Origin of the sequence: Pontibacter chitinilyticus (assembly GCF_039748935.1) — a bacterium.
Classification (GTDB): domain Bacteria; phylum Bacteroidota; class Bacteroidia; order Cytophagales; family Hymenobacteraceae; genus Pontibacter; species Pontibacter chitinilyticus.
Genome location: NZ_JBDIZJ010000006.1, coordinates 222,327 through 242,436, shown reverse-complemented (window position 1 = coordinate 242,436; position 20,110 = coordinate 222,327). Strand labels below are relative to the sequence as shown.

At 49.5% G+C, this 20,110-nt stretch carries 17 protein-coding genes; 4 read left to right on the top strand and 13 right to left on the bottom strand.

Features of this window, described 5'->3' with window-relative positions; all coding sequences use genetic code 11:
- Positions 1–183 precede the first annotated feature (183 nt).
- From ABDW72_RS11835 to ABDW72_RS11785, 11 genes are all read right to left on the bottom strand, one after another.
- Entirely contained in the window at positions 184–900 is a 717-nt protein-coding gene (locus ABDW72_RS11835; protein WP_347158769.1) for a sulfite exporter TauE/SafE family protein, read from the bottom strand.
- A 4-nt stretch (positions 901–904) separates the two neighbouring features.
- Positions 905–1,381, bottom strand: a complete 477-nt coding sequence (locus ABDW72_RS11830) for a FixH family protein (RefSeq protein WP_347158768.1) — start codon at positions 1,379–1,381, stop codon at positions 905–907.
- Between the two features lie 115 nt (positions 1,382–1,496).
- A complete protein-coding gene (gene ccoG, locus ABDW72_RS11825) occupies positions 1,497–2,906 on the bottom strand; it encodes a cytochrome c oxidase accessory protein CcoG (RefSeq protein WP_347158767.1) in 1,410 nt (469 codons plus the stop codon).
- 254 nt (positions 2,907–3,160) lie between these two features.
- A complete protein-coding gene (locus ABDW72_RS11820; protein ID WP_347158766.1) occupies positions 3,161–4,369 on the bottom strand; it encodes a c-type cytochrome in 1,209 nt (402 codons plus the stop codon).
- On the bottom strand, positions 4,366–4,563 hold the full coding sequence (locus ABDW72_RS11815) for a hypothetical protein (protein ID WP_347158765.1): 198 nt from the start codon (positions 4,561–4,563) through the stop codon (positions 4,366–4,368). The genes ABDW72_RS11820 and ABDW72_RS11815 overlap by 4 nt, the downstream gene beginning before the upstream one ends.
- Before the next feature lie 99 nt (positions 4,564–4,662).
- Positions 4,663–6,855: a cytochrome-c oxidase, cbb3-type subunit I gene (gene ccoN, locus ABDW72_RS11810; RefSeq protein WP_347158764.1), complete on the bottom strand. Its 2,193-nt coding sequence runs from the start codon at positions 6,853–6,855 to the stop codon at positions 4,663–4,665.
- Between the two features lie 204 nt (positions 6,856–7,059).
- Positions 7,060–7,242 carry a cbb3-type cytochrome oxidase assembly protein CcoS gene (ccoS, locus tag ABDW72_RS11805; protein WP_347158763.1) on the bottom strand — a complete coding sequence of 61 codons (183 nt, stop codon included), beginning with the start codon at positions 7,240–7,242 and terminating at the stop codon, positions 7,060–7,062.
- 139 nt (positions 7,243–7,381) lie between these two features.
- The gene (locus tag ABDW72_RS11800; protein WP_347158762.1) at positions 7,382–9,784 is read right to left on the bottom strand and encodes a heavy metal translocating P-type ATPase; all 2,403 of its coding nucleotides are present in this window, start codon (positions 9,782–9,784) and stop codon (positions 7,382–7,384) included.
- Positions 9,785–10,193: 409 nt separating this feature from the next.
- Positions 10,194–10,619 carry a helix-turn-helix transcriptional regulator gene (locus tag ABDW72_RS11795; protein ID WP_347158761.1) on the bottom strand — a complete coding sequence of 142 codons (426 nt, stop codon included), beginning with the start codon at positions 10,617–10,619 and terminating at the stop codon, positions 10,194–10,196.
- Positions 10,620–11,214: 595 nt separating this feature from the next.
- The gene (locus ABDW72_RS11790) at positions 11,215–11,763 is read right to left on the bottom strand and encodes a plastocyanin/azurin family copper-binding protein (protein ID WP_347158760.1); all 549 of its coding nucleotides are present in this window, start codon (positions 11,761–11,763) and stop codon (positions 11,215–11,217) included.
- A 12-nt stretch (positions 11,764–11,775) separates the two neighbouring features.
- Positions 11,776–13,356, bottom strand: a complete 1,581-nt coding sequence (locus ABDW72_RS11785) for a L,D-transpeptidase family protein (protein WP_347158759.1) — start codon at positions 13,354–13,356, stop codon at positions 11,776–11,778.
- Between the two features lie 596 nt (positions 13,357–13,952).
- Between ABDW72_RS11785 and ABDW72_RS11780 the strand changes: the two genes are divergently transcribed.
- Entirely contained in the window at positions 13,953–15,758 is a 1,806-nt protein-coding gene (locus tag ABDW72_RS11780) for a M1 family metallopeptidase (protein WP_347158758.1), read from the top strand.
- 156 nt (positions 15,759–15,914) lie between these two features.
- On the opposite strand, the gene ABDW72_RS11775 is transcribed toward ABDW72_RS11780, so the two are convergent.
- A complete protein-coding gene (locus tag ABDW72_RS11775) occupies positions 15,915–16,406 on the bottom strand; it encodes a YciE/YciF ferroxidase family protein (RefSeq protein WP_347158757.1) in 492 nt (163 codons plus the stop codon).
- A gap of 317 nt (positions 16,407–16,723) precedes the next feature.
- On the opposite strand from ABDW72_RS11775, the gene ABDW72_RS11770 reads away from it, so the two are divergent.
- Positions 16,724–17,617 carry a cyanophycinase gene (locus ABDW72_RS11770; RefSeq protein ID WP_347158756.1) on the top strand — a complete coding sequence of 298 codons (894 nt, stop codon included), beginning with the start codon at positions 16,724–16,726 and terminating at the stop codon, positions 17,615–17,617.
- A 9-nt stretch (positions 17,618–17,626) separates the two neighbouring features.
- Here the strand turns inward: ABDW72_RS11770 and ABDW72_RS11765 are convergent, their stop codons facing one another.
- A complete protein-coding gene (locus ABDW72_RS11765) occupies positions 17,627–18,562 on the bottom strand; it encodes an isoaspartyl peptidase/L-asparaginase family protein (RefSeq protein ID WP_347158755.1) in 936 nt (311 codons plus the stop codon).
- Positions 18,563–18,734: 172 nt separating this feature from the next.
- On the opposite strand from ABDW72_RS11765, the gene ABDW72_RS11760 reads away from it, so the two are divergent.
- Both ABDW72_RS11760 and ABDW72_RS11755 read left to right on the top strand, forming a co-directional pair.
- Entirely contained in the window at positions 18,735–19,112 is a 378-nt protein-coding gene (locus tag ABDW72_RS11760) for a DUF3127 domain-containing protein (RefSeq protein WP_347158754.1), read from the top strand.
- 217 nt (positions 19,113–19,329) lie between these two features.
- Positions 19,330–19,950 (top strand): AlbA family DNA-binding domain-containing protein, encoded by a 621-nt coding sequence (locus ABDW72_RS11755; RefSeq protein ID WP_347158753.1) that lies wholly within the window; start codon positions 19,330–19,332, stop codon positions 19,948–19,950.
- Positions 19,951–20,110 lie beyond the last annotated feature (160 nt).

Sequence of the window (20,110 nt, the reverse complement as noted above, 5' to 3'; positions counted from 1 at the left end):
TTAGATGCAAAATTATACGTACGCAGCTCTTAGCAAGAGGATAGGCGTGGTAATTTTATCAACATCCCGCCGCCCTGCTCTCCTTCACTCACAGAAGCACAGCAGTAATCTGAATGGACGTTGCAGGGAAGTATAGCGCAAAAGGCCTGCGTTCGGTCACGCAGGAGATTGTGCTGCAGCTTCTTATTCGGGTTTGCAGCACATGGTAATCTCTTTTTTGTGCTGCGCAGTTTCGGTGATCTTCGGACTCATATAAGGGATGCCCAGACCCAGGCCGCGCACTATAAAGAGCAGCGCCAGCACCATCCCCACATAAGGGATTGCTTTGTTAAAGGTATGGCGCAGCTTCAGGCTGATGAATTTACCCGATAAGGACACCAGGAACATGAGCGGGAAAGTGCCTAACCCGAATAGCAGCATGTACAGCATGGCGCCCGTTATACCCGGCGCACTGATCGCACCGGAAAGCGCAACGTACACAAAGCCGCAGGGCAGCAGCCCGTTCAGCAGGCCCACCATAAACAGCGCCCCTAAGGAGTTCTGCTGAAAAAAATAGCCCAATTGCTGCCGTACCCAACTCATCAGCTTTGCTGTGCCCGGCACCACAGGCGCTTTGCCTTTAAAAATAGCGGGCAGCACCAGCAGTATAAGTATGAGGATGCCGGAAGTGATGGAGACGGCCTGCTGCAGTCCCGCCATTTGCAGCGATGCTCCGAAAGCCCCGGCCAGTGCGCCTAACAAGGTATACGTAGTAAGCCTCCCTCCATTGTACAGGAGCCGGCCGGCATAGTAACACCAACCTATGCTCCTGCCCAATGGCAAGGCCATCGCGATGGGGCCGCACATCCCAACACAATGGAAACTGCTCAGCAATCCAAATAAAAAACCTGCCCAAATCATGGCTTTAATTTATTTGGATCCTTTGTTCGGTGAAGTATGTTTGCTGATCTGCGCTATAGTTCACGCGCACTTTCCAGTAGCCTTTCTCCAGTTTGGCTGCATTCAGCACCTGGTATAAGCTGGCATCCGGCTGAAAAGGAAGTTCAAAGTCCAGTTTGTCGTTGGAGGGCCGAAAGAAGTTGATCTTGCCGCTGATGCGCTTGCCCGAAAAGGGTTTTGGCAGTTGCAGGCTAATGGTTTGTGCCTCCGCATTGTACGTTACAGCCACATCGCCCATTTCTTTCGTTCTGTCCACCGCGTTCATATGATCCTGAAAGGCCAGTTCCTGCTCGTAATAATTTTTGCTCACCAGGTCCACGTCCTGGTTCATCGCCTGGTATACAAAAGAGGCAATGTAACCCATGAACAGCAGCATGGCTGTAATAATGGCGTAAGGCCAAAGGGTAAAGCTTTTCTTATCTTGATTTTCTATAGTTGCCATAGTTGCTATCGGCTTCGTGTAAATGCTTTGTTTTTTAACTTTGATTCTGCTCTATCTAATCTTCAGGTTCTGAACTGTATCTTTTGATGCAAGTTCCTTTTGGTGGCACGTATACTTACTTCGGAGGAGCCAGGAATTTGGTATCCTGCGTCGTGATCAGTTCATCCCCAAAGTATAAACCGATCTCTACTTTGGAGTTCATGCCGTCCAATTGTTCCTGCGGGATCTCGGCAAAGAACACGCCTTCGGCAATGCCTTGTGCCGGCAGCACCAGCTCATCCCCGATCACTTCCAACTCGCCCTTTTTATTCAACAGCTGGAGCGTAAGCGGCATGGTATGGTTGGTTTTGTTGATGACCGAGATGTTGTAGAGGTTCTTAATGGTGCCCTGCGCTGTTTTCTGATACAGCTGGCCGGGTGTGCGCAGGATAGTGGCCTCGGCCTGATCGCGGAGCAGCAGCAAGGTAGAAAGGGCAACCAGCAATACTACCAGCACAGCTGTGTAGCCCATCACACGGGTGGTAAAGAACTTCCACTTTTTACCTTCGGCTATACTTTCCTCCGAGTCATAGCGGATCAGGCCTTCCGGCTTGCCAATCATGCGCATAATGTCGTTGCAGGCGTCCATACAGGCGGTACAATTGATGCACTCGAGCTGCTGGGCGCCGTTGCGGATGTCGATGCCAGTGGGGCATACCTGCACGCATTGGTGGCAGTCGATGCAGTCGCCTTCGGTGCGCTCCTGGTTCTTGCGCAGCTTGCCCCGCGGCTCGCCGCGGCCGTAGTCATAAGCTACCACCACCGATTTCTTATCGAGCATCACGCCCTGCATGCGTCCATAGGGACAAACAATGGTACAAACCTGCTCCCGGAAGTAGGCGAACACCCAATAAAATGCCCCAGTAAACGCCACGAGGGTACCCAAGCCAGCCAGATGGTGGAGCGGGTTATCGCTTATGATCTGCTTTAAAGCATCTACACCGATGATGTATGCCAGAAATGTGTTGGCTACTATAAAAGAGATCACCAGGAAAACAGCCGTTTTAGCACCTTTCTTCAGGATCTTTTCCGTATTCCATGGCATTTTGTTCAACGCCTTCTGCTTGGTATAGTCGCCCTCAATGGCATACTCAATGCGGCGGAAAACCATTTCCAGGAAGATCGTCTGCGGGCAGATCCAGCCACAGAACAGGCGGCCATAGACAACCGTGAACAAAATTACGAAAACGGCCATGGCCAGGAAGGCCAGCACTAGTATAAAAAAATCCTGGGGCCAGAACAGTACGCCGAAGATCACGAACTTACGCTCCACAATGTTGAACAGGAGCAGCGGCAAGCCGTTGAATTTCACGAAAGGTCCGGTGAAAAGCAACGCCAGCAGGCCATAGCTCACCCACTTGCGGTACTCGTAATATTTGCCTTTCGGCTTTTTGGGATAAACCCATACGCGTTTGCCTGCCTCATCTACTGTAGCAATGTGGTCGCGGAATTCGTCGGTTGGTTTTGTTTTTGTATCTGTTATCATGGCAGTGATAAGTTGTGCGGGTTTTATTCCTGCCTGTTCTTTATGTGAAACTAAATTGGTGTTATCTACTGCTACAAAAGTCCGCATTACGCGCTTCCAGAAAGATGACGTAGGTCATCTGCAGAAATGATCCTCATCAGGTATAGGAGGCTCGATTTCAGGTATGCTACATGAATAGCACGCCTATAAAGCAAAGGTGCAGGTCCTGCTACTTCAGAACCTGCACCTTTTAACTTGATCTCGATGTTACTTTTCTACTTGGCTTTCTCCCCCTGCGGCTCTTTGGCGTTGGCCGGGTTAGATCCCTGCAAGCTCAGGATGTAGCTGGCAACCTCCAGTATCTGGTCTTTGCCCAACTTACCCTGCCACGACACCATGCCTTTTGCCGGCACACCGAACTTAATAGTATGGAAGATCTCGTTCACATCGCCCCCGTGCAGCCAGTACTCATCGGTGAGGTTCGGGCCAACCATACCTTCAGCATTCTGGCCATGGCAGGCAGCGCAGTTCTGGATAAAGGTCTTCTTACCATTCGCCAGCGCAGTGGCATCCGTCAGCACAGCAAAGGTAGTTTTGGCGTTCGGGTCGTTATCTGATTTGGCAGCGAAGAGCGCTGCCTGCTGCATCTCCTGTTCATACTCTTCCTGCATCAGCGGGCCGCTATGGAACACGTGGAAGTATAACATGTACCCAACCGCAAACACTATCGACACATAGAACATGGTCTTCCACCAGGGCGGCAGGTCGTTGTCGTATTCCTGAATGCCGTCGAAATCATGGGTTGAGTGGATCACATCTTTCGCCTGGCCTGTGAAAAGTGACACGTCGCCGCGCGTTAAAAACAGCACCCGTCCTGCAAAAGAAGAACGAAAGTCCTCATCGTAGATTGAGTCGCCCAGCATCGGCACAAACAGGCGAAACAACACCACCAGCGTAGCCAGAATCAGCAGCAGTACCAGCCCAGCCAGCGCGAAGGTCAGCAGCACAGCCGGAGGCAAATCCATCAAAGCGACCGTTGCAGGTGCCGCTGGTTCCTGTGCCTTTGTAGTGCCATCTATTGGAACAGGCGATGTTTCTGCTACAATGGGTGCCGCACTCTCCTGCTTCACATAAGCCACCACGTTCTCAATGTCACCATCCGTTAATTGGCCGCCGAAGCTTGGCATCTGTACCTTATGATATTTCTCAAACAGGGCAGTCGCTTCCGGATCACCGGACTTGATCACTTCCGTGGAGTTTTTCACGAAGCTTTTGATCCAGGCAAGGTCGTGCCGCTTGTCTACGTCTTTAAGGGCCGGACCTACCACGTCGTTCTGCACACTGTGGCAAACGGCGCAGTTGGCTTCAAACACCTTCTTTCCTTCCACAGCATCCTGCGCCTGTGCAGCTCCTGCGCCCAGCAGCAGGAAACCGGCAGCCAGCGCAATGCCTCTTTTTTTAAGTTGTGTCTTTACGCGGCTCATTCGTTGGTTCCTCCGCTTATCAGGTCCAGTTCTTCGTCTCCACCGCAGGGCACCTGACTCATCACATCAAGGTGTTTTTTATCCAGCAGGGTAACGTACAGCAGCAATCCTACAAAAAACAGGAAGAAGATGGTTAATGAGATCAGCGGGTAAATATCTATGCCTGCTATGTTCTCTAAAACATTTTTATACATGGCTTTTATTTTTTCTGACTCAGGAGGAAGGACAAAAGACGCAACAAGTATGATTTTACCAGCGAGCCTTTTGTCATTCCGCCCTTTGTCCATTGACTACTATCGTTGTTGATCTGCTTTTACTTTCACGTCGGTGCCCAGGCGCTGCAGGTAAGCGATGAGGGCGACAATCTCACGCTCTGGTTTTACCTCCAGGCCTTCTTTGTTGAGCTCCGCCGTGATCTGGTTCGCCTGCTTCAGCAAGGCCTCATTTCCGTTGGCGATGTCTTCATCACTGTACGGCACGCCCAACTTCTGCATACCTTTCATTTTCGGCTCTGTGGTGCTCATGTCGATGTCTTTCTCAAACAACCATGGGTAAGGCGGCATAATAGAGCCGGGCGACATGGAGCTTGGGTCCAGCATGTGGTGGTAGTGCCATGAATCGGGGTACTTGCTGCCCACGCGGTGCAGGTCCGGACCTGTGCGCTTGGAGCCCCACAGGAACGGGTGGTCGTACACGAACTCCCCTGCTTTGGAGTACTCGCCATAACGCTCGGTTTCAGACCGGAACGGACGCACCATTTGGGTATGGCAGCTCACGCAACCTTCTTTGATGTACACGTCACGCCCCTGTAGTTCCAGCGAAGTATAAGGTTTCACGCTGGCAATAGTTGGCACGTTTGATTTGATCACGAAAGTCGGGATGAACTCCACCAGACCACCGATCAGGATGGCTACGGTTGCGAAAATAGCCATTTGTGTCGGGCGTTTCTCGATCCAGCTATGCCAGTGGCGATTACCCGCCTCTTCCATGGTAGCCATTGGAGGAGCCACAGCCGCTTCGTTCGACAACAAGGAGCCTGATTTGGCTGTTTTGTAGAGGTTGAATACCATCAGGAACACACCGCTCAGGTACAACAGGCCACCTACACCACGCATGTAGTACATTGGGATGATCTGCAGCACTGTCTCCAAAAAGTTAGGATACTGCAGCATACCCTCGGCGTTAAACTGCTTCCACATCAGGCCTTGTGTAAAGCCAGCCCAGTACAATGGAATAGCATAGAACAGGATACCCAGTGTGCCCAGCCAGAAATGCGCGTTAGCCAGTTTTTTGGAGTGCAGTTTGGTGCTATAGAGGCGTGGGAACAACCAGTACAGCATGGCAAAGGTCAGGAAACCGTTCCAGCCCAGGGCACCCACGTGCACGTGTGCAATAATCCAGTCGGTAAAGTGGCCAATGGCATTTACGTTCTTGAGCGACAGCAGTGGGCCTTCAAACGTAGCCATACCATAGGCTGTGATCGCCACTACCATAAACTTAAGAATCGGCTCTTCACGCACCTTGTCCCAGGCGCCACGCAGCGTTAAAAGGCCGTTGATCATACCACCCCAGCTAGGCGCCAGCAGCATCACCGAGAAAACAGTACCCAGTGATTGTGCCCAGTCAGGCAGTGCCGTGTAAAGCAGGTGATGCGGACCAGCCCAGATATAGATGAAGATCAGCGACCAGAAGTGAATAATAGACAGGCGGTACGAGTATACCGGACGATTCGCAGCTTTAGGCAGGAAGTAGTACATCATGCCCAGGTATGGGGTAGTGAGAAAGAATGCAACCGCGTTGTGGCCATACCACCATTGCACCAGCGCATCCTGCACCCCGGCATAACCAGAGTAGCTCTTTAACCAGGAGACAGGCAGCTCATACGAGTTTACCGTGTGCAGTACAGCTACTGTTAAGAAAGTGGCAATGTAAAACCAGATGGCTACGTACAGGTGGCGTTCGCGACGCTTGGCAATCGTGCCGAACATGTTCCAACCGAATAGCACCCATACCAGGGTAATGGCAATATCGATCGGCCACTCCAACTCAGCATATTCTTTGGACGTGGTAAAGCCCAGCGGCAGGGTGAGCACCGCAGACAGGATGATCAGCTGCCAGCCCCAGAAATGAATTTTGCTGAGCTTGTCGCTGAACATGCGGGCTTTGCAAAGGCGCTGCAAAGAGTAGTACACGCCCATAAAAATGCCATTGCCCACAAAAGCAAAAATAACAGCATTGGTATGCAACGGGCGGATACGGCCAAACGTGGTGTATTCAGTACCCATGTTCAGGCTGGGATTTGCCAGCTGAAATGCGATCAGCACTCCGATCAGCATACCGGCTACGCCCCAGAACATGGTGGCTAATCCAAAATTGCGGACAATCTTGTTATCATAAAAGAATGTCTCGGTTGCCCGGTGCACCGAATGGTCGGGTACCTTCCGTTCGGGCGCATTTTCTAAGACTTTAGCTACACTAGTTGACATGTGCGGTGTCCTCCATTTGTTTAAATGATGTAAGTTGGTTGTTGATTATTTTCCTGTTTCAACGCTTCAAAATTCCGAAAGAATGGAAGCAGAAAAGATGACGGAAGTCATGTTCAGAGGTGATTGATGTCAGGATCAGGATAAACTATTATCAGACGCTTGCGAGCCGGTAAATCGCCAAAATCTCAGGCAGTTGGTCTTCCTTTATACTTTGGCATGCTCCGGCTCGGGCTGCTGCTTTGTAGCTACCTCATTCTCAAACAACATGCGCACGGCAGGCGTGTAGTCGTCGTCGAACTGGCCGGACTTAACAGCCCATAAAAAGGCTCCTAAAAAGCAGGATGCCACCGTTACGCTGATACCGATAAGCAGGAATATGATGAACATGGTGAGTTAGAAAGTTTGAGCGTTCATTAATTAGAAAGTTACCAGGCCATGTCTGAACCCGCTGGTGCGAGCTTGTAGCTCGTACTATGTTCAAATCCTGTAAAACTCAAAATCCAGCAAATCCGGATTCTGGTAATTCCTACAGCCCGGCCCGCTTAGCGGCGATGCGCACGGAAAGTGTAGCAAAGATGATGACGCTGAGCGAGCTGATCGGCATCAGGATAGCAGATACAATGGGTGAAAACAGCCCCTGCACAGCAAAGGTGAGGCCCACCACGTTGTAGACCAGCGATACCGCAAAGCTTGCCAGGATGATGTGCATGCTCTTTTTGGAGAAGCGGATGAACTGGCCCAGCTTGTTAAAAGAGGTAGCATCCAGAATGGCATCGCAGGACGGCGAGAAGTTGGTAATGCTGTTGGTAAGCGCAATGCCTACATCACTCTGGCGCAGGGCACCGGCATCGTTCAGCCCGTCTCCTACCATCAGCACGTGCTGCTGCTCATTTTTCAGCTGCTGCACATACTCCAGTTTCTGCACCGGCGACTGGTTGAAATTTAATGTTGCCTCCTGCCCCAGTAATTCCCTTAAGCGTGCCCTCTCGTGGTCGTTGTCGCCGGAGAGTACGGCCATTTTTTTATCGCTCAATTCATGTAGAATGTCCTTGAGCCCCTCACGGTATACATTGTAAAAAGTATAGTAGCCCAGCACTACCCCATCTATCGACACATATACCGTTGTTTTAAGAGCTTCTTTCACCTGACTGGCTGAAACACCTATATAAGAGGCAGAACCGATACGGATCAGCTGGCCGGCTACCTCTCCTACCAGCCCTTTGCCGGCATACTCCTGAAACTGCTGTACCTCCAGCGTTTCGCCTAGCAGTCCCTCAAAGATGCGTTGGCTCAGCGGGTGCGTGGAGTGGCGCAATACGGATTTTATACTTTGTAATTGTTCCGGCGTCAGAGCTTTACCGGTGTAGGTTAGTTCGGCAGCACTCGCCTCAGTGAGGGTGCCGGTTTTATCGAAAACCACCGTGTCTATCTTCGCCAGCTTCTCCACCACTTCGGTGTTTTTCAGGTAAAACTTATTCTTGCCGAAAATGCGAAGTGTGTTGCCATGTACAAAAGGCGTGGAAAGCGACAGGGCGCAAGGGCAGGCGATAATGAGTACGGACGTAAAGGCTTTCATAGCCATATTCGTATCGCGGGGCACCCAGTAAGCCAGTGCGCCGGCCGCCACGAGCAGCGTAACGATGATGAACCACTTGCCAGCTGCATTGGCATAGGTGCCCATACTTTGCTCCTCGTTTTTAGAGAAGATGGTATTATTCCAGAGCTGCGTCAGATAACCTTGCGCTACTTCTTTTACAACTTCCAGCTCGATACTTTCACCCACCTGCCGACCACCGGCATAGATCACCTCGCCCACTACTTTCTCTACCGGTTCTGATTCGCCACTTACAAAGCTATAGTCGATCATGGCCTGTCCCCGCAGCAGCATGGCATCAGCCGGGATAAGCTCCTGGTTGCGGATGCGGATGCGGTGACCCACTTTCAGGTTACGTACCGCCACCGACTCCTCCTCGCCTTCCTCTTTAAGCACAGTGATGGACACCGGGAAGTATGAAGTATAATCCCGGTCGAAGGAAAGCGTGTCATAGGTCTTCTGCTGGAAGTACTTGCCGATCAGCATAAAGAACACCAGGCCGGTAAAGGAGTCGAGATAGCCGATGCCGAGACGGAAAACGATGTGATAGACACTCATCGCAAACAGCGCCACCAGGCCTAACGAGATCGGCATATCTATGTTGATCTGGCGCTGGCGTACGCCCTGCAAGGCTGAAGTGAAAAAGCCCCGGGCACTATATAGCAGCACCGGCAAGGACAAGAGCAGGCTCAGGTAGCTGAAGAACTGGCCATAGGTCTCCATCGCCCCCTCGCCTGCCAGGTAATCTGGGAAGGCCAGCAGCATGACATTGCCAAAGCAGAAGCCGGCTACCCCCAGTTTAAAGATGATGGCGCGGTTGGGTTGGTTGGTCTTTTTGCCGTCGGTATCTGCCAATGTAATAGCCGGTTCATAACCAATGCGGGCCAGCAGCTGCACCACGTCGCGCAGGCTGGTTTGCTGGTGCAGGTAGGTAATAGATACCTCCTTTCGCAGGAAATTTACAGTTGAAGCAGAGATTCCAGAGTTAAGCTTAAACAGATTCTCCAGCAGCCAGATACAGGAGCTGCAGTGCATCTGTGGCACGTAAAAGGTAAGCTTGCAGATGCTGTCATTGCGGAAGCTGATGAGCTGTGTTTCCACACCGGCATCGTCAAGGTAAGCAAAGCGTGATTCGGCCACCGGTTGCTTGCCTGTGATACCCGGATTCTGCTCTAAAGTATAGTAGGTGCAGAGGTTGTTTTCCTCCAGCAGTTCATACACGGTTTTACAGCCATCGCAGCAGAACACTTTATCATGTGCTACAAGGGGGCCATCGTTGCAGGTGTCCCCGCAGTGGTAACAGTGTTGGATATCGGTTTGGAGTGCGGCTTCCATCTCAATCTTCCTTTTTATGGTTTAGACAAAGGTACCTGGAGGACAAAGGCGAAAAGATGACAAAAGTCATAAGAAGCAGTGATAGTGGTCAGCACTTAGCAAAGAGCAAGGTCCTTATCTTTGCCAGCATACAGAGAGAAAACAAGTACTGCAGGATTTATATGAGGTAACTTGCAAGTACCGGTACACAGTAGCTTTTGGATAGCTGAAGGAGGCTGTAAGAAGTACAGAAGCATGCTCTTCAAGTAAGGCTGATGAGCAAGTCTAAAGGGAAGTTATTATTTAGTTTAGTATATGGTTTTAGCGCTTAACCTGGTGAAAAAGCGCAAAAAGGCAGGCTACATTGTAACCTGCCTTTTTTATTGTTTCTCTGAAATCATCCACAAAGCGCCTTACTGGCAAAGGACTGCTAGGGCAGGTAGATCGTGAAGGTCTTGTCAGTATAAAAAATAATGATCTGCTCCACTTCTTTAGCCATTGTTTTCGGTGTAGCTGGCTTATGCTGCTGCTTATTTTCTTGAACATTTCCGGGAGAGAAAGCTGTTGCTTGTTCGCTTATAGGCGGTGTAGCAGTCACAGTCGCAGGCTGTTGTGGCGCTGGTTTGGGTACTTCAGAAGACGCTAATGTGTTTAGCATCTCTCCTTCACCCAGCAGAAGCCAGTTCATACTTACATCACGAAAGGTGCTAACGATCTTCAGCATCACATCCAAACTCGGGTTGTTTCTACCACTTAGGATATGACTTAGCACCGCTCGTGGCACTTCTACCTCATCGGCGAACTGCGTAGAGCTCAAGTTCTTATACTGCATTAACTCCCGGATGCGCTCAATCATATGAGATTACAAATGTATTTACAAATATAAACTAACTTTTCATTTAAGCAAGCTAAACTCCTCTGACATAGCTTGCATATTTACACCTAATATTCATACATTATCATGTATGACACTGTATTTCAAATATATAAATTAAAATCGGCTAAAAACCATTTTGCTTATTTACATTTGTATATACATTTGTAAACAGGTGCTTGTTTGCTTTAAAAGGCCTCAAATCAGGTTTTTTTAGCAGTTAGCTATTGCTGAGATACTGCTTTGCTAAGTAGAAGCTTTTCTGGTAATTTAATCCACTGCCACTATGTCAGCTTAATTCGGAGCGAATGTGGATAATTCGAGTTATCCACATAAGGCTAACTGCTTCTGCTTTAATCGCATATAAACCTTGGCCTAAGTGAAGCTGTAACTGCTATTATAGCAGGGAGCAAGTATAAGCGACGTAGTATAGGAAAGACTTACTGGTACTAAGGCTTTGGCGAAGGGAGATTGTATTATACTTACCTGCTTGCAATGGTAAGATGTACCTGCCTTAAAGGACAAAAAGAAAGCGCACCTGCCAGGGTGCGCTTTCTTTTATAAGATATGAGAGAAGTTATTTGACGACAAATATGCCGTTCATGCGCTGCCAATGATCCGGGTAGGTGCAAACAAACTCATATGTACCAGGTTGAGTAGGTGCTGTAAATTCCATTTCTACGGTCTGCCCCGGCAAAGCCATAGGTGAGGCAGCGACTACATTCTTATCTTCAGGCACATAGTTCCCGGAAGCACCAATCGCTGCTCCTTCTAAAGCAACCTCTTTATACTTGCCGGGCGCTGTAAAAACAACATTGTGGACCATGGGCATGTCCTGTGCTTCGTTGATCAGCTCCAGTTTAACCAATGCCCCTGGCTTTACCTGCAGTGTATCTTGTTTAAAGTGCATTTCTTCAAGTGTGTTGCCTACAGCAGTCAGCTGGAGTTCCTGCACCTGCTGAATCAGAGAATCTGTTTCTATAGAAGCCGGGGCACTCACCGCTGTAGCTGTATCTAATGGAGTCGCCGTGGTACCAGCCGCTTCTTCTGTGCTTTGCTGCGACTCGCCACAGCCGGTCAGTATTAAAGCAGTGCTCCACACGCCAATAAGAAATACTCGATTCATTTGCTGTTCAGGTTATTGCTTTGCAAAGTACTGCTGTTCCAGTTTTTTATCATGCCCGTAAATGTCATCGCGGAAGTGAGTTTCACCGTTTTCATCTACCCATGCGGTAAAGTAAACAATGTATACCTGTACCTTCTTCGGCAAGGTTACCCAGGTTTCCTCTCCACCGTTCATCGTTTCACGGATATGCTCCTCATCCCACTCCGGCATATCCTTGAGCACATACTTGGTAAGGTCTACCGGCCGGCCTAATCGTACACAGCCATGGCTGAAATCTCGCTGTGTCTGGCTGAATAATTGGTCTGCAGGCGTATCGTGCAGGTACACGGCATATTGGTTCGGGAACAGGAATTTGATGGTACCAAGGGCATTCTTTTGTCCTGGCTTTTGACGAACCATGTACTGAAAGTTCTTTTCTGTTACATCAGCCCAGTTGATAGATGAGGGAGAAACCGGTTTCGGATCTTTTTCTTTGGTCACAATCTCCATGTTCTGTGTTTCGAGCCAACCGGGGTTTGAGAGCATGTGGGGCTTAATTTCATGTTCCACAATGCTGTTGGGCAGGTTCCAGTAAGGGGCCATCACCACGTACTCCATCTTATCACTGAAGATCGGGGTAGAGTGCATTGTTTTGCCCACAATAACGGGCATTTCCATTACCTTTTTATACGACCGCTCTGCCTCCGGGTCATTGTTCGGGTCTTCGTACACATAAAGCTTATACTCTGGAATGTTTACCCAGATATACTTCTGATCGAGGCTCTTCGGCACCAAACGTTTCGGAATCCAGCGCCAGCGCTCCATGTTGATAACGATCTGGCGGATGCGCTCATCGATCGGCACATTCAGCTCTTGCAGCGTATTGCCCCCTACAACGCCGTCCTGGTCCAGGCCATTCAGCATCTGGAAGTGCTTTACCTGCTGCACCAGCTTTGCATCAAACATGCGCAGCTGCTTATCATTGGTGTTTACCTGCAGGTCAGGGTTCAGTCGTTTGCGCAGAGCCAGTACTGCAGCAGCGGTATCTCCTTGCTGCAGCATTTTCTTAGAACCCAGTTCTATCTTGGGCCAGCCTCCCTTTGTTTCCAGTTGGCGGTACTCCTGCAACTTATCACGCAGCCGTACATACCCGGCGTGCAGCGCTTCAAATTCATAGTATGGGTAAGTGCTCTCCCGTTCCTTCAGGATAGTTTGCAGCGCCTTATCAAGGTTGATGTGGTTCTTTTTGACATTCCAGTCTACTGCATTTGCATTTTGCGGATTGACACGGCCCCGGTAAAAATCAGAAGCATAGTTGAAGTATGAGCCCGTTAAAGCAATGTCAATTTTCTGCTGCAGCTTTTGCCGGCCGGCATCCTGCGGGTCCATTTCTTTGTACTGCTTAAAGAGCTTTTCGAAGTCTACAGCTTTATACTTCTTCGGATCCAAACCTTCTTTACTGGCATTATTTACTGCCTGCAAAAAGTTCTGTGTCTCCGGCACCAGTTCATTATGGCGAAACCAGGCCAGGCGGTAATTGCGCTCTCCATAGAAATCAAATAGCAGGTCCTGGTGTTGCTTAAAACCTGGCTGTTGTTTGATGTAGTTCAACACAAATAAGCTATCAGTTTTAACCTGTGGAACTTCATCTTTACCAAACATGCCCTTTACTGCATCGGTAGCAGACTTGCTTCCGTCACCGGAAGTTTTATTACAAGCTGTGGTAAGGCAGCATAGGGCAGCTAAGTATAAAATGGAATGCTTTAAACTATAAGGGTTCATTGTTGCGAATGTTTATGTTAAGGACAAGTAGCCGCCACAAGGGTGCTTCTGTTTGCTTTCTGGAGTAAGTTGATTGTTAAAATAATACAAATTACTACATGCATTTACCTGCGTGTGGGGCATCCAAGCTCTATGTACTCCTATTGGAAACAAAATGTTTTAAGTCTTGCTTTTGCCGCTTCCAAAAAGGATTTTATGCGCCTTTTGACCTGCTACAACTGCTGCTTCGCCTCCTGCAGATAGTGTTATCCGGTGGCACTGCTCCGGCCCGGGAGTTTACAGTATGCCCGTATTTGATTAACTTACGCCTTCTAAATTCTTTTAAACCTATGAGATCACACCCTCGTTGCTTGTTGGGAATAGGCCTGACAGGCTGCTTGCTGTTAAGCGCTTGCACCAGCAGCCCACCCACTAAAGACAAACAGATCATGACAACAGCACAGCAAAATGCCCTGCAACTACCAGCAGACGTGCACAGTTACGCCCGCCCAATGGAAGCCGTAGCTAAACACCTTGACCTGAACATAAGCGTAGACTTTGGCAGCAAAACAATTAGCGGTACAGCCACTTACGACATCCAAAATCTTGCCAACACCGACCACATTATCTTTGATACGCGGAACCTCACAATAGAAAAGGTATTCCTCGGCGACAATCGGGAGGAAACGACCTTTAACTTAGGCCCAGAAGATAAATACCTCGGGCGCCCGCTTACCGTGCAGATCAGGCCGGATACAAAAAAAGTAAGTATTCAGTATAAAACCTCGCCGGAAGCAGCTGCCGTGCAGTGGCTGAACCCGCAACAGACAGCCGGCAAAAAGCACCCGTTTCTTTTCACACAGTCAGAGGCTATACTTGCCCGCACCTGGATTCCGATTCAGGACAGCCCCGGCATCCGGATTACGTACAGTGCGCGGGTAAAAGTGCCGCAGGAACTGCTGGCTGTAATGAGTGCCGAGAACCCGCAGCAGAAAAACAGCACGGGCATTTATACCTTCGAGATGCGGCAGCCTATACCTTCTTACCTTATGGCCCTATCGGTGGGTGATCTGGAGTTCCGGGCCATCGGGCCACAAACAGGCATTTATGCTGAGCCGGCAACCATTGATGCTGCAGCATACGAGTTTGCCGAGATGGGCAAAATGCTGGATGCGGCTGAAAAGCTGTATGGCAAGTATAGATGGGACCGTTACGACCTGCTGGTGCTGCCACCCTCCTTCCCTTTCGGTGGTATGGAAAACCCGCGCCTGACCTTTGTAACACCTACGGTGCTGGCAAAAGACCGCTCACTCACCAGCCTGATTGCGCATGAGTTGGCGCATAGCTGGAGTGGTAACCTGGTGACCAATGGTACCTGGGATGACTTCTGGCTGAACGAAGGCTTTACCGTATACTTTGAGCGCCGCATAATGGAGGAGCTTTATGGCAAGGAGTACGCCGACATGTTAGAAGTGCTGGGCTATCAGGATCTGCAGCACACCTTGCAGGACATTGGCCCTACCAGCGACGACACGCGCCTGCATCTAGACCTGGAAGGCCGCGACCCGGATGAAGGTCTTACGGACATAGCTTATGAAAAAGGCAATTTCTTTTTGCGCAACATAGAGCAGGCTGTAGGGCGCGAAAAATTTGATGCCTTTGTAAACAAGTACTTCAACACATTTGCGTTTCAGAGCACCAATACGGAGCTGTTCCTCGCCTTCCTGCGTAAGGAACTTATAAAAGGAGATGACGCTTTGGCGGAACGCATCAACATCGAAGGATGGGTATACACACCAAGGCTTCCGGCAGATTTCGTGGCACCCACTTCCAGCCGCTTTGCTACGGTAGAAGCCCAATACCAGGATTGGAAGAACGGCAAACCGGCCGCAAAACTAACTACAGCTAATTGGACGAGCCATGAATGGCTACATTTCATCCGCTTATTGCCCGCTCAAATGACACAGCAGCAGATGGCCGATCTGGACCAGGCTTTCCACTTTACCACCTCGGGCAACTCCGAGATTCTGGCTGCCTGGCTCCTGCATGCCATCCACAACAAGTATACGACTGCTGATCAAGCCTTGCAAACATTTCTGACGCAGGTGGGCAGACGCAAATTCCTAGTGCCCATCTACAAAGCGCTTATTGCTACGCCCGAGGGCAAAGAAAAAGCCTTGGCCATTTATGCCAAAGCGCGGCCTAACTACCATGCCGTTTCTACAGTTACCCTGGATGAACTGCTGAAGCCTTAGTCTGCAGTTAAATACAAGAAAGCCCCGTTTCCGGTAGAAGAACCAGGAACGGGGCTTTTTTTGTATCAAACGAAAAGCGCTGTCACATTCTTGACCTGCTGGTAAGAGCCAGGCGAAAGGACAGCGCTTTTTTCCGTTTCTTAATGGGGCGCTAAATTAGCGTTGTGCTTGCTGGTTTACTGTTTGTTCTGCAATTCTGGTCAGGAGTTCGTCGGTCTGTTTTTCTTCGTCGAGTGTGGTGAGTAACAAGTCCAGCGCATCGTTCATGTTGAGCTGCTTTGCATAGGTACAAACGGTACCGTAAGCGGCAATCTCATAATGTTCTACCCGCTGGGCACAACCGATCAGGGCGGCATCCATCACACTGGCATCAGCTTTTTCGCTCATCATAGATTCCGCCTCTTTGATGATGCCCTCCATCGCTTTGCAATGCTCTGCTTCGGCCTTCTCTCCTAACACCTTAAACACCTTATCAAGGCGCTTGATCTGCTGCTCTGTCATTTCCAGGTGGTCTTTAAAAGCACCGCGTAATTTGTCAGAAGAGGTCGCTTCCATCATTTTAGGAAGTGCTTTTGTAATTTGATGCTCTGCACTATAAATGTCTTTGAGCTCGTGGATTAACAGGTCTTTTAAATTATTAAGTTTCATAGCTTGGAAAGGTTTCGCGTTTAACACGGATGAAGAATCATCCGTTTGCTTTACCTATACGGCAAGGCCTGAGGGCGGGTTAAAAATAATATTACTTTTATAAGCCTACTACTCTGCTGCTGTTTATTTAAAGCTTTACATATATAACATTACCTATACAATGGATATCAATATAACTATATTAACTTCAGATTTTATTTGCTAAACCTGTGAAATTAAAATGAAACGAATTAAAAGAATTCGGGTAATTTAGTGTGAAGCAATACGCCTCCCTACCAAGTGTGCGGGGCAGAGAACATATTAACCTTACAGCATCTGTGAATACCCCTAAAGGAAAACTTATAGCCGTTGGCGGAAACGAAGATAAAGGAACCTACCCGAACCCAATCTCCCGAAAGAAATACTACCTGGACTTTTTTGAACTGGGCATACTGAAGCGCTTCCTGGAAGAGATCCCCTGCAAAACACCCCAGATCGAAGTAATTACCACAGCCTCTATGATTCCGGAGGAAGTAGGCGAACGTTACCTGAGTGCTTTCGGCATTTTAGGCGTGGAGAATGTCCGCCTGATGCACATCAAGGAAGAAGCAGATATTCTTATCCCCGACTACCTGGAGCGTGTACGCAAGGCAGATGGTGTGATGTTCAGCGGGGGCGATCAGTCGCGGATCACCCGCATTTTTCTACAGACGGAAATGCTGGACATCCTAAAGCAACGTTATCAGGAAGAAGCTTTTGTAATTGCCGGTACCAGCGCCGGCGCCATGGCCATGTCGAAGGCGATGATCAAAGGCGGCAGTGCCAAAGATTCCCTGCTGAAAGGCTCCGTCAAAATGGGACACGGCCTAGACCTCATCGACGGTGTTATTATTGATACGCACTTTGTGGCCCGCGCCCGTTTTGGCAGGCTGATGGAGGCCGTAGTGAACCACCCAAAGAGCATCGGCGTTGGACTGGGCGAAGATACCGGCGTATTGATTACCGACGGCCACATGATCGAAACGATAGGCTCTAACCTGGTGGTGATTGCCGATGGCTATCACATCGGGTATACCAACGTGGCTAAAATTGAAAAAGGCCGCCCCATTGCTATTGAGAACATGGTGATGCACGTGCTTGCCAAAGGCAACATCTATGATATCCGGACGCGCCAGTTCTTTCAGGATGTGGATGCCTGCAGAAAAGCCCGCCTGCTCGAAGAAATGAAGTAGCGGACGTCCTTACTTGTCTTTGTAAATGCCTACATAAGCCGGCTCGGCTGCTTTCTGGCTGGCGCGGTACATGCCTTCGGAGTTAAAGGGCATGGCAATGTCTCCTGCTGCGTTAATAGCTATCAGGCCCCCTTCGCCCCCAAACTTCACCAGCTTATCCAGCACTACCTTTTCGCAGGCTTCCTGCAACGACAGCCCTTTATACTCCATCAGGCACGAAACATCATAAGCCACGACAGCACGCATAAAAAATTCGCCATGGCCGGTGCAGGAAATGGCGCAGGTCTGGCTGTTGGCATAAGTGCCCGCCCCAATAATAGGTGAGTCGCCGATGCGGTTGTAGTTTTTGTTGGTCATACCGCCGGTGGAGGTAGCGGCCGCTGTATTGCCTGCCGCATCTACGGCAACAGCACCAACCGTCCCGAACTTCTCATCCACCATCTCGGTGTGGTCCAGCATAAATACACCCGTGTCGCGCACCTCCGCCCATTGCTTGTAGCGCAGCGCATCAAAGAAGTATGACTCGGGCGCAAAATCAAGTTCCTGCTGGCGCGCGAACTCTTCCGCACCATAACCGCTCAGCAGCACATGATCCGAATGCTCCAGCACCGCCCGCGCCAGTTTGATCGGGTTTTTTATACTTCGTACGCCTGCTATTGCCCCGGCCTCTAATGTGCGGCCGCACATGATGGCGGCATCCATTTCGTGCCTGCCTTCCTTGGTGAACACAGCGCCTTTCCCGGCATTAAAAAGAGGCGTATCCTCCAACAACGTTACTGCCAGTTGCACGGCATCCAGCGCCGTGCCACCTGACGCCAGCAGTTGGTAGCCCGCTTCCACAGCCGATTTTAGCGCCGAACGGTAGGCTGCCTCCTGCGGCGCTGTCAGAGATGCGCGCGTTATTGTTCCTGCGCCGCCATGTAGGGCTATAGCTATCGTTTTCATAAGTATAGGTGCTTGTCTTGGTTCAGGTTAGCTCTACGCAGGTATTGTACCGGCTGTTCCGTTCTGCTCTACAGGCAGAATTTTCCTTTGTTTCTTCCTTCAAAAGGACTCATTTCAGGGTGAAATTGGTTATCTTTGTATAAAATAACTATCTATTTTAAGTTAAATAATTATGTCATTTGATATCCAAGGAAAGCTGTACGAGGCATTTGAAGAGCAACAGGTAAGTGACAAGTTCCGCAAGCGTGAGTTTGTGCTGGAGATTCCGGATGGTTCTTACACCCAGTATGTAAAGTTTCAGCTAACGCAGGACAAGTGCAGCCTGCTTGATGCCTTCAAGAACGGAGATGAGGTGAAAGTAACGTTTAACCTGACTGGCAAACCTTTCACTAAAAACGGTACTACCATGTATTTCACCAACCTGCAAGCCTGGCGCATGGAGCCTGCTACAGCCGGTAATGGAAACTTTGGCGGTCCTGCCGGTACTCCTGCCCAAAATGATGCGCCGTCGTTCTACAGCAGCGATGCTGACAATGACCTTCCTTTCTGAGTATAACTCTCCTATTGATAATTAAAAAGCGAGCCACTACAGCTCGCTTTTTTTGTGCCGTTCTACCCATTTCCGTCACTCTGCCTAGCGGCGGCAGGCATTTTTGCCAGCCGGCATTAACCTTTTTATACTTTCGCCGATAAAGCATTTGGGATGCCCCTTGTTGCTGAGTGCTATGTTGCTTGATGCTGCTAGGTGTTACAAACTCCTTTATACTATGGATGAACTGCAACGGCTTATTCTGCAAGGTGAAAACGATACACTGGATTTTAAACAGCGTGTTACACAGCCGGAGAAAATTGCCCGCACCCTTGTTTCATTTGCCAACACCCGTGGCGGCCAGATCCTGGTCGGCGTGAAAGATAACGGCACCATCAGCGGTGTAGACCCGGAGGAGGAAAAGCACACTTTGCAGCTTGCCGCCAACTTTTACTGTGACCCGCCCGTGCCGGTGCGCTACGAAGAAGTAGAAATTGACCGGCACATCATACTGGTAGTAACCGTTCCGGAAAGTACGCGAAAACCGCATTTTGCTAAAATCAAGGATGACGAGTGGCGAGGCTATGTTCGGGTGAAAGATACCAGTGTGCAAACCAGCAAACTGGTAGAGAAAACGCTTGCTGCAGAAGCGCCTCAATTTGAACGCCTGCCGCTGGACCGCCACGAACAGGCGGTACTGAATTACCTGCAGCTGAATCCCCGCATCACGCTCCGGCAATATATGAAACTGGCGAACCTCTCGGAGCGTCGTGCCTACCGCATCTTGGTCAAGCTGGTCATTCATGGCTACCTCCGTCTCCACGACAAAGAAAAGGAAGCGTATTTTACCCTTAGCTAAATTCATACTTCGTGTGCACTCCAGAGGACTTACTTTGCCAGTGCTGCAACCTGCTCTGTTTTGTGTCACCCATAACTTTATATGTATAAAATAAAATATTATTTAAATTTTATACTTGTTTATAACTCCTTAGTACACAATTTCATAGTTGTTTTAGGCA

Excerpts from the sequence above, each read along its gene's own strand:
- ccoN (WP_347158764.1), bottom strand. The coding sequence starts at position 6,855 with ATGTCAACTAGTGTAGCTAAAGTCTTAGAAAATGCGCCCGAACGGAAG.
- ABDW72_RS11755 (WP_347158753.1), top strand. The coding sequence starts at position 19,330 with ATGGATGAACTGCAACGGCTTATTCTGCAAGGTGAAAACGATACACTG.
- ccoS (WP_347158763.1), bottom strand. The coding sequence starts at position 7,242 with ATGTTCATCATATTCCTGCTTATCGGTATCAGCGTAACGGTGGCATCC.
- ABDW72_RS11835 (WP_347158769.1), bottom strand. The coding sequence starts at position 900 with ATGATTTGGGCAGGTTTTTTATTTGGATTGCTGAGCAGTTTCCATTGT.
- ABDW72_RS11815 (WP_347158765.1), bottom strand. The coding sequence starts at position 4,563 with ATGTATAAAAATGTTTTAGAGAACATAGCAGGCATAGATATTTACCCG.
- ABDW72_RS11775 (WP_347158757.1), bottom strand. The coding sequence starts at position 16,406 with ATGAAACTTAATAATTTAAAAGACCTGTTAATCCACGAGCTCAAAGAC.
- ABDW72_RS11760 (WP_347158754.1), top strand. The coding sequence starts at position 18,735 with ATGTCATTTGATATCCAAGGAAAGCTGTACGAGGCATTTGAAGAGCAA.
- ABDW72_RS11790 (WP_347158760.1), bottom strand. The coding sequence starts at position 11,763 with ATGAATCGAGTATTTCTTATTGGCGTGTGGAGCACTGCTTTAATACTG.
- ABDW72_RS11765 (WP_347158755.1), bottom strand. The coding sequence starts at position 18,562 with ATGAAAACGATAGCTATAGCCCTACATGGCGGCGCAGGAACAATAACG.
- ABDW72_RS11800 (WP_347158762.1), bottom strand. The coding sequence starts at position 9,784 with ATGGAAGCCGCACTCCAAACCGATATCCAACACTGTTACCACTGCGGG.
- ABDW72_RS11830 (WP_347158768.1), bottom strand. The coding sequence starts at position 1,381 with ATGGCAACTATAGAAAATCAAGATAAGAAAAGCTTTACCCTTTGGCCT.
- ABDW72_RS11780 (WP_347158758.1), top strand. The coding sequence starts at position 13,953 with ATGACAACAGCACAGCAAAATGCCCTGCAACTACCAGCAGACGTGCAC.
- ABDW72_RS11820 (WP_347158766.1), bottom strand. The coding sequence starts at position 4,369 with ATGAGCCGCGTAAAGACACAACTTAAAAAAAGAGGCATTGCGCTGGCT.
- ccoG (WP_347158767.1), bottom strand. The coding sequence starts at position 2,906 with ATGATAACAGATACAAAAACAAAACCAACCGACGAATTCCGCGACCAC.
- ABDW72_RS11795 (WP_347158761.1), bottom strand. The coding sequence starts at position 10,619 with ATGATTGAGCGCATCCGGGAGTTAATGCAGTATAAGAACTTGAGCTCT.